At 62.4% G+C, this 14,364-nt stretch carries 13 protein-coding genes; 7 read left to right on the top strand and 6 right to left on the bottom strand.

Annotation, left to right across the window (positions count from 1 at the left end; all coding sequences use genetic code 11):
* Window positions 1–4: 4 nt before the first annotated feature.
* A complete protein-coding gene (locus HGO40_RS12800; protein WP_250963301.1) occupies window positions 5–1,696 on the bottom strand; it encodes a ShlB/FhaC/HecB family hemolysin secretion/activation protein in 1,692 nt (563 codons plus the stop codon).
* A 341-nt stretch (window positions 1,697–2,037) separates the two neighbouring features.
* Here HGO40_RS12800 and HGO40_RS12795 point away from each other — a divergent pair, with 341 nt between their 5' ends.
* On the top strand, window positions 2,038–3,048 hold the full coding sequence (locus tag HGO40_RS12795; protein WP_250963300.1) for a DUF6515 family protein: 1,011 nt from the start codon (window positions 2,038–2,040) through the stop codon (window positions 3,046–3,048).
* Window positions 3,049–3,235: 187 nt separating this feature from the next.
* Here the strand turns inward: HGO40_RS12795 and HGO40_RS12790 are convergent, their stop codons facing one another.
* Window positions 3,236–4,129, bottom strand: a complete 894-nt coding sequence (locus tag HGO40_RS12790) for a cation diffusion facilitator family transporter (RefSeq protein ID WP_250963299.1) — start codon at window positions 4,127–4,129, stop codon at window positions 3,236–3,238.
* 28 nt (window positions 4,130–4,157) lie between these two features.
* The gene (pmcY, locus tag HGO40_RS12785) at window positions 4,158–4,577 is read right to left on the bottom strand and encodes a periplasmic Zn2+ metallochaperone PmcY (RefSeq protein ID WP_250963298.1); all 420 of its coding nucleotides are present in this window, start codon (window positions 4,575–4,577) and stop codon (window positions 4,158–4,160) included.
* 95 nt (window positions 4,578–4,672) lie between these two features.
* On the opposite strand from pmcY, the gene hrpB reads away from it, so the two are divergent.
* Window positions 4,673–7,189: an ATP-dependent helicase HrpB gene (gene hrpB / locus HGO40_RS12780; RefSeq protein WP_250963297.1), complete on the top strand. Its 2,517-nt coding sequence runs from the start codon at window positions 4,673–4,675 to the stop codon at window positions 7,187–7,189.
* A gap of 136 nt (window positions 7,190–7,325) precedes the next feature.
* Here the strand turns inward: hrpB and HGO40_RS12775 are convergent, their stop codons facing one another.
* Both HGO40_RS12775 and HGO40_RS12770 read right to left on the bottom strand, forming a co-directional pair.
* Window positions 7,326–8,405, bottom strand: coding sequence for an endonuclease/exonuclease/phosphatase family protein (locus tag HGO40_RS12775; protein ID WP_250963296.1), 1,080 nt, complete (start codon window positions 8,403–8,405; stop codon window positions 7,326–7,328).
* A complete protein-coding gene (locus HGO40_RS12770; RefSeq protein WP_250963295.1) occupies window positions 8,402–9,061 on the bottom strand; it encodes a YciC family protein in 660 nt (219 codons plus the stop codon). Before HGO40_RS12770 ends, HGO40_RS12775 begins: the two co-directional genes overlap by 4 nt.
* Before the next feature lie 176 nt (window positions 9,062–9,237).
* On the opposite strand from HGO40_RS12770, the gene HGO40_RS12765 reads away from it, so the two are divergent.
* From HGO40_RS12765 to HGO40_RS12755, 3 genes are all read left to right on the top strand, one after another.
* Window positions 9,238–9,987 (top strand): DUF2076 domain-containing protein, encoded by a 750-nt coding sequence (locus HGO40_RS12765; protein ID WP_250963294.1) that lies wholly within the window; start codon window positions 9,238–9,240, stop codon window positions 9,985–9,987.
* Between the two features lie 128 nt (window positions 9,988–10,115).
* Entirely contained in the window at window positions 10,116–10,595 is a 480-nt protein-coding gene (locus HGO40_RS12760; RefSeq protein WP_053125603.1) for a LabA-like NYN domain-containing protein, read from the top strand.
* 21 nt (window positions 10,596–10,616) lie between these two features.
* The gene (locus HGO40_RS12755; RefSeq protein WP_250963293.1) at window positions 10,617–11,228 is read left to right on the top strand and encodes a 3'-5' exonuclease; all 612 of its coding nucleotides are present in this window, start codon (window positions 10,617–10,619) and stop codon (window positions 11,226–11,228) included.
* Window positions 11,229–11,356: 128 nt separating this feature from the next.
* Here HGO40_RS12755 and HGO40_RS12750 read toward each other — a convergent pair whose 3' ends face one another.
* On the bottom strand, window positions 11,357–11,809 hold the full coding sequence (locus tag HGO40_RS12750; protein WP_053125600.1) for an Lrp/AsnC family transcriptional regulator: 453 nt from the start codon (window positions 11,807–11,809) through the stop codon (window positions 11,357–11,359).
* Window positions 11,810–11,970: 161 nt separating this feature from the next.
* Between HGO40_RS12750 and yedA the strand changes: the two genes are divergently transcribed.
* Both yedA and rhlE1 read left to right on the top strand, forming a co-directional pair.
* Window positions 11,971–12,873, top strand: a complete 903-nt coding sequence (gene yedA, locus HGO40_RS12745; protein WP_250963292.1) for a drug/metabolite exporter YedA — start codon at window positions 11,971–11,973, stop codon at window positions 12,871–12,873.
* A 58-nt stretch (window positions 12,874–12,931) separates the two neighbouring features.
* On the top strand, window positions 12,932–14,269 hold the full coding sequence (gene rhlE1 / locus HGO40_RS12740; protein WP_250963291.1) for an RNA helicase RhlE1: 1,338 nt from the start codon (window positions 12,932–12,934) through the stop codon (window positions 14,267–14,269).
* Window positions 14,270–14,364: the final 95 nt, after the last annotated feature.

Genomic DNA, 14,364 nt, shown 5'->3' with positions numbered 1-14,364 from the left:
GGTGTCAGAAAAACAGATCGACGCGGAAATACACCGGGCGTTCACGTTTTTCGATAATCCCCGGGCGTTCCAGTGAGCGAGCGAAACTCACGGAAGTTGCGAGGTTCTTGCCCCTGGCGTTGAACTCCAGGGCGTTGCCGGTGACACGGCCGCTTTCCTCAGGGTTCGAGGACCTGCCCTCGATGACCCCGACGTCGTAGGCAAATGCCACGCCGTATTCTTGCAACATCGGCTGCAGAGGTTGCCAGGTCACGGCCCGTCGCCAACGCAACTGGTTGCGCCAGTAACCGCCGCTGTCACCCGTCAAGGTCTGGTCTTGCAGGCCTCGTACTGAACTGACACCGCCCAAGCTGATTCGTTGCGGGCTGTAGAGTTCATCTTCGCTGCGCTGGCCTGTTGCGAGGCTGTCGAAGCTGAAGTTTTCGCCCCATAAACGGAACGGCTGCAGATAGCTCAGGGTCAGGCTGTATTTGTTGTAGCGCGATTGCGGCCCTTGGTGGGAGCTGTCCCGTTGGGCATCCAGCATGCCAATCCCTTGTTGCCAGCCGGCATCGAGGTTGATGAACGCCGAGCCGATGCGCCGACCATGGTTAAGATTCAATTGGGTCTCGGTGATGGTCACGCTCGAGGTGTCGATGAAGTTATCGTCCACGTAGTTGCGTGTGCGCAGTTGGCTGAGGCCGAAACTGATGCCGGTCTTGCTCACGTTGTCGCGATGTAGCACGCGCTCGGCGCGCACCGCGTGGTTCTTGCTGGTACCGTCATAACCGAATTTGTAGCCTTGTGCGTTGCCGCTGGCGCGGTAGAAACTCTGGCTGTACGCGTAATTGAACGTCCACCAGCCATAGGGCACGCTGTAATACAGGCTCTGATTGTCGGAATGACGCCAGTGGTCGCTGACAGCGTCCTGATTGGCGCGCAGGCTTAATTGGTCGGCCAGGCCTAGCGGGCTATCCCAGTCCAGACCCAAGCCCACTTGTTGTTGACCCGTGCTGCGGTCACCGTCGTTGTTACGCGTGGCCGATACGCGCCAGGGTTTTTCACGCTCGCCCTTGAGGCCTATGCGGCTGCCGCCGACTTGCTCGCCAGGCGTCAGCTCAAGCTGGGCCTGACGAGATGGCAAGCGACTGAGCTGATCCACCAGTTGCTCCAGTTCCCGCAGGTTCAGCGGCTCGCCGGTCTGGCCGGGAAACGTCATTGCCAATTCACGGGGGCTGGCCAGGGCGGAACTGTCGATGCTCTCAAGTCGTCCTTCGACTACCACGATTTTTAACACACCGCCCGACAGGTCCTGCTGTGGCAGATAGGTTCGGGTGGTGACGAAACCGCGCTCAAGATAATGATGGGTCAAGGCCTTGAGCAAGGTATTGATCTGTCCGACCGACAAGCATTGGTTCTGATAGGGCCTGATCAACTGCTCGCGCACGCCGGCGTCAAGGTGGGCCGCGCCCTCCAGCTCAATGGTCTTGATGTCGAAGCAACGCTTGTCGTCGGGGTTGGCGGGCGCAGGGGGGGGCAAGGTCTTGCCTGGCAATTGCTGAAGTTCGTCGAGGCGTTTCTGTTGTTCTTGCAGCAATTGCTGCTGACGATCACGAATCAGGTCACGATCGCCAGGTGTCTGGATGGGGGCAGCCTGGGCCAGGGATGTGAATATCGCACAACAAGCCAAAACGTGCGTAACGCCAAAATGTGACATGCCTTCATTCCCTTGAATGGCTAACTGCGGCCAATGCCGGCGATCGTTTCAGGCAAATGGAAGTCCCTGTCGCCTAGCTAAACGCTGGGCATCTTAAGTGGTATCACTTCTTGTCATGAAAATTTATCTTTAAATCAGACGAACGGTAGTTGCTATGTTTTTTTTGGATGGTGGCGTTTTAATGTTAATCAAGGCATGGCGCACGTTACGGTATTCGCCGGGCGGAGAGGGCGGCTCAGTAAATGTCAGCTAAATAAAGTGGATGGCTGATAATCTGTCGCAGAACCGGCCTGGGCTTCCTCAGTCTTATCATCAGGCCTTGAACCGTTGTGAGGAATTTCATGAAGTCGCGCATCTGGCGTTTGGCAGGTGTTGGTCTGTTGTGGGCAAGTGTCAGTGCGCAGGGAATGGCCGACGATCAGCAAAACCGTGGCGGCCCGGACGGCGGTCGCGGGCAGGACGGTCGGGGCGGCAATGGCCAGGGTCATTCGGGCCAGCCACGGCCGCAAAGCAACGAGATCATTCGGGGCGACAACAGTCGTCAGTTCGAGGTCAAGCCGCAGCCGCAATACCAGGGTGGCCAGCACTATGAGCGTGGGCCCCAAGACCCCAACGGCCAGGGTCGCCCGCAGCCGCAGCCTGGCAACAACTTGCCCATCCAGGGCCGGCCCGACAGCGTGACCCAGACCCGTGAACCGCAACCGGGGTATTACCGCGATATTCCTCGGCGCAACGATGGCTATCCGAACGCAGGTCCGCGACCCGACCATGACGGTCGTCCCGATCAGCATTGGTCCGGTCGGCCGGGTGGGCATGGCAACGGTTGGGGGCCAGGGCCGCAATACCGTCCGGGTTATGTGATCGACCGTTTCCCGGATCGCAACTACCGCGTGCCCTATCGCGGCCAGGATTATTTCTACTCGGGCGGCTACTGGTATCGTCCGCAAGGGCCGCGTTATGTCGTGGTCGAGCCGCCGCGGGGCATCCGCACCCGTTACCTGCCTGATTACGCCCGGGAAGTGTGGATCGGCAGTTCGCTGTGCTTCCTCGCTGCTGGCGCCTATTACATCTATGAAGCCAACACCCAGGATTACGTCGTGGTCGATGCTCCGGTCGCCAACCCGCAGCCGCAACCCCAGGGCAATAGTTTCGATGTGGTGGCCTATCCCGCCAATGGCCAGCCGCCCGAACAGGTCAATCAGGATGGCTACGACTGTTATCGCTGGGCAGTGCAGCAGAGTGGTTTCGACCCGCGCAACTACACCTACCCACCGGCACCGGAAGTGGTTCAGACCTATCGCCAGGCCCAAGGCAGTTGCTTGAGCAGTCGTGGGTATCAGGTGATGTACTGAGGCTTGGTAAGATCGTGCGGACGCTGCTTTTTGTGGCGAGGGGATTTATCCCCGCTGGGGCGCGAAGCGGCCCTGAAATCCGCCGCCTCGGTGTGCCAGACAGATTGAGTCGGCTGCTTTGGGGCAGCTTTGCAGCCCAGCGGGGATAAATCCCCTCGCCACAGGTTGTGTGTTCAAATCTTGAGTATCAGGCGGTGGCGCGCTTCACCACTTCCGACGGATCGGCATGCACCAGCACTTCGGCCTTGGGATAAGCGCGATGGATCGCATCGGCGGCCTGGTCGCTGATGCCGTGGGCGACTGACAGGGTCAGTTCCCCCGGCAGCTCCAGGTGCAGTTGCACGAACCAGTGGTTGCCGGAGACCCGCGTACGCAGGTCATGGGCGCCGAGTACGCCGGGCACCGCGCAGGCCAGTTCCAGCATGCGTTGGCTGACGTCGGGCGGCAGTTCTTCATCCATCAGCACGGCGAAGCTTTCCCGGGCGATCTGGATGGCGCTCCACAGGATATATACCGCGATCCCCAGGCCGAACCAGGCGTCGAGTTGATACCAGCCCAACCCTGCCAGTACCAGCGCCACCAGGATGCTGCCGTTGAGCAACAGGTCCGAGCGGTAGTGCAGCGAGTCGGCGCGCACTGCGTTGGAGCCGGTGGCGCGGATGACCCGATGCTGTAACGCCAGCAGCGCCAAGGTCAGCACCAGGGAAAACACGATCACACCGACGCTGAGCCAGGGCGCGTCCACCGGCACCGGCTCCTTCAGGCGTTCGAAGGCCTGCAAGGCGATCAGTACCGCACTGCCGCCGATAAACAGCGCCTGGGCCATGCCAGCCAGGGATTCGGCCTTGCCGTGACCGTAGCGATGGTCATCGTCGGCGGGACGCAAGGCGTAATGCACCGCCAGCAGATTGAGCAGCGAGGTGACGCCGTCCAGTGTCGAGTCGGTCAGGCCGGCGAGCATGCTCACCGAACCGCTGAGCCACCAGGCCAGGGCCTTGGCGACGATCAGGACAAGTGCCACGGCCACCGACGCCCGGGTGGCAAGGCGCAACAGGCGAGCGTGTTCGGTGCTGGTGGTCATGGCGCGGTCGTTCCTTCCGTCGCGTCGGTCATGCGGCCGGTTTGAGACCGAGGGCAGCCAGTTGTTGTGCGCTGCCCTTGTGCTGGATCAGGCGCGGATCGTCCAGCGGGAAGCTGCGGCCCAGTTCGCGTTCCAGGCTCGCCTGCAATTTCTGGTTATTGACGGTGCCATCGGGGTTGATGGCCGGCTTGAGTTTCTCGGGCTCGATCTGGACGCTGCGGCCCGGTTCGAAATAAATGGCCCCGGTGGCAAAGTCCACGGCGAACGCGATCAGGCCGGGGATGATGTAGAACAGCAGGCCGACGGCATCGAGGGCGGCGATGGCCGGGTCGATCTTGCCGTCGATCTGGCCGCGACGGTCCGGGTAGAAGATCGAGCCGCAGGCGCTGATCTGGGTCAGCAGGGTGGCGACCAGCACGCCACCGATCACGCGAAAGGGAATACGCATAGCAATCTCCTGAACAGGTAGAGGCGTTGCTGGTTGGAGTCCAGACCACGCTAAACAGTTCGCCGTTATACTCGGCCCTCTGTTTTGGAGCCAGCATGATTTCTTTGCCGATTGATGAAGTTTTACCCGCCCTGCGCCAAGCCTTGGCCTCGCGCCACGAAGCCGTGCTCGAAGCGCCGCCCGGTGCCGGTAAAACCACCCGTGGTCCCCTGGCCTTGCTGAACGAGCCGTGGCTGGCCGGACAGACCATCCTGATGCTCGAACCCCGGCGCCTGGCGGCACGGGCGGCGGCCGAACGGCTGGCCAGCGAACTGGGGGAAAAGGTCGGCGAGACGGTCGGCTACCGGATTCGCCTCGACAGCAAGGTCGGGCCCAAGACCCGTATCGAAGTGGTCACCGAAGGCATCCTCACCCGCCGCTTGCAGGATGACCCGGCGCTGGAAGGCGTGGGGCTGCTGATTTTCGATGAATTCCATGAACGCAGCCTCGACGCCGACCTGGCCCTGGCCCTGAGCCTCAACGGTCGGGAGTTGTTTCGCGACGAGCAGCCGCTGAAGATCCTGTTGATGTCCGCCACCCTGGAAGGCGAGCGCCTGGCCGGGTTGCTGGGCGACGCGCCGATCCTGCGCAGCGAAGGCCGCATGTTTCCGGTGACGGTGCGCTGGGGCCGGCCGTTCCAGCCCGGCGAGTTCATCGAGCCGCGCTTGGTGCAGACGGTGCTGGAAGCCCTGCACGATGAAACCGGCAGCGTCCTGGTGTTCTTGCCCGGGCAGGCGGAGATTCGCCGGGTGCATCAGCAACTGGCCGAGGCCTTGGGTGAGGGCGGCAATGTATTGCTCTGTCCGTTGCACGGCGAACTGGACCTCGCCGCCCAACGCGCCGCCATCGACCCGGCGCCCCCCGGCCAGCGCAAGGTGGTGTTGGCCACCAACATCGCCGAGACCAGCTTGACCATCAACGGCGTGCGGGTGGTGATCGACGCCGGACTGGCCCGGGTGCCGCGTTTCGATCCGGGCAGCGGCATGACCCGTCTCGACACCCAGCGCATTTCCCGGGCCAGCGCCACCCAGCGAGCCGGTCGTGCTGGGCGCCTGGAACCGGGGGTGTGTTACCGGTTGTGGTCCGAAGACCAGCATGAGCAATTGGCCGCTTACGGCAGCGCGGAGATTCTGTCGGCGGACCTGGCCGGGTTGGCCCTGCAACTGGGGCGCTGGGGCGTGACGCCGCAGCAACTGGTCTGGCTCGACGTTCCGCCCGCCGCTGCGTATGCCCAGGCCCAAGACCTGCTGCAACGCCTGGGTGCGTTGGAGGGCGAGCAACTGACCCGCCACGGCCAGGCCATGGCGGAACTGCCGGCCCACCCGCGTATCGCCCATTTGCTGTTGCGCGGCCAGGCGCTGGGCCTGGCAGACATGGCCTGCAATGTCGCCGCACTGTTGGGCGAGCGCGACATTCTCCGCGGTGCCGGCGCGGACCTGCACAGTCGCCTGGCCTTGCTGTCCGGCGAAGAACGCGCCGCGCGGGGCGCCCAAGGTGGGGTGCAACGGGCCCGGCAATTGGCTCGGCAGTATCGCGGCTACCTGCGGGGCAAGGCCGAAGAAGCCGTGGCCGATCCCGATCATCCGCGCTGGCTCGGCGCCTTGCTGGCGTTGGCCTATCCGGACCGTGTCGCCCAGCAGCGCCGGCCCGGCGGCGCGGAATATCGTTTGGCCAATGGTCGTGCGGCGCTGTTTGCCGAGGCCGACAGCCTGATGAAACAGGCGTGGTTGGTGATCGCCGATTTGGGCAGTCGCCAGGGCCAGCGCGAAGAGCGAATCTATCTGGCGACGGATTTCGACCCGACGCTGTTCGATTCGGTGCTGGCCGAGCAAGTGAGCACTGTGGACCAACTGGATTGGGACGAGCGCGAAGGCGTGCTGCGGGCCGAGCGCCAGCGCAAGGTCGGCGAACTGGTGCTCAGCCGCGAACCGCTGACCGGCCTGGATGAGTCAGCCCGTAGCCAGGCCTTGGTGAACCTGGTGCGGCGCAAGGGCCTGGAATTATTGCCCTGGACCCCGGAACTGCGGCAATGGCAGGCGCGGGTGGCGCTGCTGCGGCGCCTGGACCTGGACGCCAAGGGCGAGAGCGAATGGCCAGACGTCAGCGACGGCGCCTTGCTGGACAGCCTCGAGCATTGGTTGATGCCGTATCTGGGCCGCGTCTCGCGCCTCAGCCATTTCGCCAACCTGGACGTGTCGAGCTTCGTTCACAACCTGTTGCCCTGGCCCCTGCCGCAACGCGTGGATGAACTGGCGCCGCACCATTTGCACGTGCCCTCGGGTTCGTCGATCCGCCTGGACTACAGCGAGCATCCACCGATCCTCGCGGTGCGCCTGCAGGAACTCTTCGGCCTTGCCGACACCCCGCGCATTGCCAGCGGCCGGCAGGTGGTCAAGTTGCACCTGCGGTCGCCAGCGCGGCGGCCGGTGCAGGTGACCCAGGATTTGGCGAACTTCTGGCGCAGCACTTATGCCGAGGTGAAGAAGGATCTCAAGGGGCGTTACCCCAAGCATTACTGGCCGGACGATCCGCTGGTGGCGGAGGCGACGGCGCGGGTCAAGCCGCGTAAGTGAGCTGATTCAAGATCCAACACAGATCCACTGTGGGAGCGAGCTTGCTCGCGATTGCGGTGGATCAGCAGCATTATTATCGACTGACACACCGCTATCGCGAGCAAGCGCGCTCCCACAGGGGGCTTCGGTGAGTCCGCTAAGGCGCGGCCGGCAACAGGAACCGGGCAATCACCGGCAAGTGATCGGAGATGCGCAAGGTATCGTCCTGCCTTACCTGGGCCTGGACCCGTTTGATGCGCGGGCTGTAGAACAGGTAGTCGACGGTGCGGTCGGGGCCGTTGAGGCCGGGGTCGTTCGGGTAGTGGGTCAGCCAATGTTCGCGGTCGATGCCGCTGGCTTCGTTGTTGGTGGGAATCATCGGGTATTTGTCCCACAGCAGGTGCAGCGGGCTGTCGGCGGCGTAAGGCGTGCGCTGCTCGGATGGCAGGCGCCGGTACTGGCCCAGGGGCAGCAGGTTGAAGTCGCCACCGATCAGCCAGGGCGTGCCCGCGGATTCGAGTTTATCCACTGCCTTGGTGACGGCGGCGATTTGCTTGGGCAGGGTGTCGTCCGGCTCGGTGGCCCGTTCCAGATGGGTGTTGAGCACCGCCAGTTGGCCGCCGTCGCTCAGCGCCAGATAACTCACCAACAAAGCGTTTTTTGGCTGGAACTGACGGCTGATGAAGTTGGCGTCGGCCACCGGCAGTTGCACCCGTTCGGCATGGTCGATGCGGTAGCGACTCAGGGTCGCCAGTTGCCGGCCGACACTGCCGAAGATACGCGGGTTGGGGATGAAGTCGGCCTTCCAGTCGAAGGCGCTGGTGCCGCACGGATAGAGGTCGGCCAGGCGTTCCTGTAGCAGCTTGAGCTGGTCCTGGTAATCGCTGGCCTTGGCGCCCTTGTCCAGTTCCTGGAGCAACACGATGTCCGGTTGTTCGTCGCGAATGACCCGGGCCACTTCGTCGAGGCTGAAGGCCATGTCCTCCAAGGTCGGGCTTTCATCGTCGCCCTGGGCCAGGTCGTGCCAGAACACGTAGCGCTTGCCGGCGAGGAACTGGACGTTCCAGGTCATCACCTTCAAGGCCTGGCCGGGCACCAGCGCTGCTGCGTTGGCAGTGCAACTGACGGGCAGTGCTTCCCGGGCCTGGGGGCGCCAGGTCAGGCCATAGGTTGCAAAGGCACCGATGCCGACAATCAACAGCAGGCCCAGCAAGGCGTGGCGTAGTAGACGGGTCATGGCTTGGGTTTTTCTGCAATCAGCATGAACATTCGGAACAACACCACGGTGGTGAACAATTGCAGGAAGCTGTGGAGGCTGTCGACCAACAAGCTGATCAACGGATTCTGCGGCGGCGGATACACCGAGACGCTGGCACCCTTGAGCAACCACAGCGGGACCATGACGGCCAGGATGCAAAGCAGGATTCGCCAGAAATGGCCTCGACTCAGGCGCGCGCTTTCCTTCATGGCGGCCAGTGGCGCCATGCCCCTCAACACCAACAGGTATTCGCCGAAGGCCAGGACGACCATCAGCCACAGCCCAGGCAGGAAGTACAAGGAGATGCCGATCAGGATCAGCAACGTGTTGAGAGCGGTCAGCAAGGCGAAGCGCGGCCACTGGAGCAGGGCGGCGGCAAGCAGGTCTCGCGTGCGTGGCGCTTCACCACGGCTGCGGGCATCGAGAAACAGAATCAGCGCCGCGGTGTACAGCGGATAGACCAATAACCCAACGATGACGCTGTAGCCGGAAAAACCGTCGGCCCCCAGGGCGTTGTCCACCCCTTGTTGCAGCACGGCTTCAAGTATCACCAGCGGCAGGCACAACTGGGCGATCCGGCCCAGATGGCGCTTGAAAAAATACAAGGAGTCACGCAGTACTTCTAACGGATTCATGGGTCGGTATCGCAGTTCAAAAAAAGCGGTCCGACACTTTACCCATCAGGTGACTGCAGAAACAAACGTAAACATCAGGTAAAGACCATTGAAAGCTTTTCGACGCGCCCCATTACTGATGGGCACCGGTCTTCGGGATCGGAATGGTTTCTACCCGGCAATCGAATGAGGTCGCCATGAACAGCGAAGAACAAACCCTGATCGATGGACTGTTTTCACGGCTGCAACAGGCCGAAAAGGATTCAGCCCCGCGCGATGCCCAGGCCGAGGTGCGGATCAAGGAGCACCTGGCGAGCCAGCCAGCGGCGGGCTATTTCATGGCCCAGGCGATCCTGGTGCAGGAGGCTGCGATCAAGCGCCTCGATGAGCAGAACAGGCAGCTCTCCCAGCAGGTCGAGCAGTTGCAGGCCGAGTTGCAACAGGCTCGCAAGCAAGCGCCGGCGTCCAGCGGTGGCGGTGGTTTCCTCTCGAGTATTTTCGGCGGAAGCCCACGGGACTCGCGCCCGGCGAGCGCACCGGCCTCCAGCGGAGGTGGTTGGCGCGAACCGACACCGTCGTCCTTCAATGCCCCGGCGCAACAGGGTTTCGGCGCGCCGCCCGGCAATTATGGCGCGCCGCAGCAGCAGGCCCCGGCAGCGGGCAGCTTCCTCGGCGGCGCGCTGAAAACCGCGGCGGGCGTGGCCGGTGGCGTGATGCTGGCCCAGGGCATCAGCAGCCTGTTCCACAGCAACCAGCAACCGCAGGAAATCGTCGAGATCCTCAAGGAAGACCCGGCGCAACCGGTCAACGACACCACTGACAGCAGTTGGGGCGATGACCGGCGTATGGCCGATAACGACGCCTACGGAAACGACCCGGGCGGCTTCAGCGACGCGGACTACAGCGACGATTCATCTTCCTTCGGCGACGACGACTCCTTCGTCTGAGCTGCCATTCGTCCGGGGCGCCCTGGCGCCTCGGGCCGATTATTCGCGGAACAATCCCTCTGGCTGGCATACTGGGCGACTTTTCGGCCCTGGTGGTCTGCCTGCGTGTGCATCCAAGAGGAAACGCGGTGAAAAAAATTGCAGTGTTCGCCGATGTCCAGAACCTCTACTACACCGTGCGCCAGGCTTATGGTTGCCATTTCAACTATGCCGCGCTGTGGGCAGATGTCAGCAAACAAGGCCAGATCGTCGAGGCCTACGCCTATGCGATCGATCGCGGTGACAGCAAGCAGCAGCAGTTCCAGCAGATCCTGCGCAACCTGGGTTTCATCGTGAAGCTCAAGCCCTACATCCAGCGCAGCGACGGCTCGGCCAAGGGCGACTGGGACGTGGGCATCACGCTGGACATCATGGACGCTGCCGATCACGTCGATGAAGTGGTGCTGGCCTCCGGCGATGGCGATTTCGACATGCTGCTCGAACGCATCATCAACAAGCACGGCATCCAGGCCGTGGCCTATGGCGTGCCGGGGTTGACCGCCAACTCGCTGATCCGCGCCGCCAGTCGCTATGTGCCCATCGAAGGCGCGTTGTTGCTCAAGAATTGATTTTCACGGAGTTCAAAAGGTTTGGAACGCATCGCAGTCATCGACTTTGAAACCACCGGCATCACCCCGAGCAGCAGCTGCCGGGCCACTGAGATCGCAGTGGTGATGCTCGAACAAGGCCGGATCGTCGACCGCTACCAGAGCCTGATGAATGCCGGTGTACGCGTCCCAGCCTTCATCGAACAACTGACCGGCATCAGCAACGCCATGTTGCGCAGCGCACCGTCGGCGGAAAAGGTCATGAACGAGGTCAACGAGTTCGTCGGCACCACGCCGCTGCTGGCCCACAACGCTGCGTTCGACCAGAAGTTCTGGGATTTCGAGCTGGGACGCATCAAGCGCACCCGCCTGCAGAATTTTGCCTGCTCACTGTTGCTGGCCCGGCGCTTGATGCCGGCGGCGCCGAACCACAAGCTAGGCACACTCAACACGTTCGCCGGCTTGCCCCACACCGGCCAGGCTCACCGGGCCATGGCCGACGCCGAAATGGCCGCCAACCTCACCGCGCACCTGGCTGCGGAACTGCGGCAGAAGCACGGGCTACGGGAGCTGTCCCATGATCTGCTGTGCAGTTTGCAGAAGGTGCCGGCGGCGAAGATCAACGAGCACCTCAAGCGGCATCGCGGGTTCTAGACACACCACAGAACCCTTGTGGGAGCGGGCTTGCTCGCGAATGCGGTGTGTCAGTCGCATGTTTACGTACTGACACACCGCGTTCGCGAGCAAGCCCGCTCCCACAGTTTTGATTTGTGTTGGACCGTCTATTTGCCATTCCCTTCCAACTGCCCCAACGGCACGCGCTTTTCAATGGCACTGGACAGCACGATCGAGGTCTTGCTGAAACCGAACTTGGCGATGCGGTTGATCAGCTCTTCCAGCTCGGGCATCGAGCCGACAGCCGCTTGCATGATCACGCACGGGTCCCCGGTGACCCGATGGCATTCGGTCAGTTGTGGGATCTTGCACAGTTCATCGTAGGTCTTTTGGTTGCCGTGCTGGTTCATGCGCAGTTCGATGACGCACTGCACCGGCAGGCCGATCTTGGCCATGTCGACCTTGGCTTGATAGCCGGTAATGACGCCGCTGGTTTCCAGTTTGCTGACCCGCTCGGCCACGGCCGGGGCTGACAGGTTCACTTTGCGGGCCAGTTCAGCGTAGGACGCACGACCGTTTTCCAACAAGGCACTGAGCAGCATGCGGTCGTATTTATCCACAGGTAGGCTTCCAAATGACGTGACTTTCGAAAGCGCGATTTATAGCGCCGAACGCCGTGTTTTGAAAAGTGTATGGCTTGGATAAACAGGTTTTGTAACTTAAATTCCGTCTGTCGCCTTTCTAGAATAACGTCTCTCATTGTCCTGACTTCGAGTTGAACATGCCTGGCACACGCCGTTTTCCCCTGCCCTTGATCGCTGCCTTCTTTGCCTTGTACGTCATCTGGGGTTCGACCTACCTGGTGATTCGTATCGGTGTAGAGCATTGGCCGCCGTTGCTGCTGGCCGGGATTCGTTTTGTGCTGGCCGGTTCGCTGATGTACGGCTTCCTGCGCTGGCGTGGGGCGCCGGCACCGACCTGGGCGCAGTGGAAGGCCGGGGCGATCATTGGCGTGCTGCTGCTCAGTTTTGGCAATGGCGCGGTGAGTGGCGCCGAGCACACGGGCGTGGCGTCCGGGGTCGCGGCATTGGCGGTGGCGACGGTGCCTTTGTTTACCCTGTTGTGCGGCTATTTCTGGGGCGCGCGTAATACGCGTCTGGAATGGGCGGGCATTGTGCTGGGGTTGATCGGCATCGCCATGCTCAACCTCGGTTCCAACCTGCAGTCCAGCCCGTTGGGCGCGACCTTGCTGGTGTTCGCGGCGGCGTCCTGGGCCTTTGGCTCGGTGCTGAGCAAGCATTTGCCGTTACCGGCCGGGGCGATGGCCAGTGCCGTGGAAATGCTGGTGGGCGGTGTGGTGCTGTTGATCGGCAGTTTCGCCAGCGGCGAACACTTGGACAGCATGCCGCCGCTGGAAGGTTGGTTGGCCTTGTTCTACCTGATCGGCTTCGGTTCGATCATCGCCTTCAACGCCTACATGTACCTGCTCAAGCATGTGCGCCCGGCGGCGGCCACCAGTTATGCCTACGTCAACCCGGCCGTGGCGGTGCTGTTGGGCATCGTGTTTGCCGGTGAAACCATCGGCATCGAGGAGGCCCTGGCGATGATGGTGATCATCAGTGCCGTGGTGTTGATCGGCTTGCCGCAGTGGCGCAAGCCCAAGCCTGCGCCGGCCGCCGCCTGATTTAGGGTAAACTGCCGCGCATTGCACACCTTGCGCTGATTTTTCCTACGGTACTTCCATGACTTTCGCCACCCTTGGCCTGATCGAACCCTTGTTGCGCGCCCTCGAGACGCTCGGCTACCAGACTCCGACCCCGGTTCAGGCCCAAGCCATGCCGGCGGTGCTCGCCGGTCGCGACCTGATGGCCGCGGCCCAGACTGGCACCGGCAAGACCGCCGGTTTTGCGGTGCCGCTGTTGCAGTTGCTGACCACTGAAGGGCCGAAGGTCGCGGCCAACTCGGTGCGGGCGCTGATCCTGGTGCCGACCCGTGAACTGGCTGAGCAGGTCCATGAAAGCGTGCGGCAGTACGCGCAGAACCTGCCACTGAGCACCTACGCGGTCTACGGCGGCGTCAGCATCAATCCGCAGATGATGAAGTTGCGCAAGGGTGTCGACCTGCTGGTTGCCACGCCGGGTCGCTTGCTCGATCTGTTCCGCCAGAACGCACTGAAGTTCAACCAGTTGCAGACCCTGGTGCTGGACGAAGCCGACCGCATGCTCGACCTGGGCTTCTCCGAGGAACTGGCGAATATCTACAAGGCGCTGCCGAAGAATCGCCAGACTCTGTTGTTCTCGGCGACCTTTTCCGATGCGATCCGCCTGTTGGCCGGGCAGATGCTCAACGATCCGCTGAGCATCGAAGTGAGCCCGCGCAACGTCGCCGCCAACACCGTCAAGCAATGGGTGGTGACGGTGGACAAGAAGCGCAAGGCGGAGTTGTTCGTGCACCTGATGCGCAAGAACAAGTGGAAGCAGGTGCTGGTCTTCGCCAAGACCCGCAACGGTGTCGATGCGCTGGTGGAAAAACTCCAGGGCCTGGGCGTCAACGCCGACGGCATCCACGGGGACAAGCCCCAGGCCACTCGCCAGCGGGCGCTTGACCGCTTCAAGGCCAGCGAAGTGCAGATTCTGGTCGCCACTGACGTCGCTGCTCGTGGCTTGGACATCGAGGATTTGCCGTTGGTGGTGAACTTCGACCTGCCGATCGTCGCCGAAGATTACATCCACCGTATCGGCCGTACCGGTCGGGCGGGCGCCACCGGGCAGGCGATTTCCCTGGTCTGTGCCGACGAGGTGAATCTGCTCTCGGCCATCGAGATGCTGACCCGCCAGACGTTGACTCGGCAGATGGAACAGGACTTCGAACCCGAGCACCGGGTGCCGGACACCGATGCCAGCGGCCAGGTGATCAAGAAGCCGAAAAAACCGAAGAAACCGAAAACTTCCGGTGGTGGCGGCAAGCGCAACCTGGGCAAGTGGGTGGACAGTGGCGACGCTGCGCCTGTGGAACCTTCGGTCAAGCCTGTGCGAAAAGTGCCAGTGTTCAATACCGGGCCGCGTAAGCGTAAGCCTTGATGATTTGCTGTGCCTGAGATACCGCTATCGCGAGCAAGCTCGCTCCCACAGTGGTGCTCAGGTGCTCACAGATCCTGTATGCACCACAGATCTTC

This window comes from Pseudomonas sp. CG7, from assembly GCF_023701885.1.
Taxonomy (GTDB): domain Bacteria; phylum Pseudomonadota; class Gammaproteobacteria; order Pseudomonadales; family Pseudomonadaceae; genus Aquipseudomonas; species Aquipseudomonas zanjanensis.
Note: the sequence above shows the minus strand (reverse complement) of the source record. Positions and strands in the feature narration are given on the sequence as shown.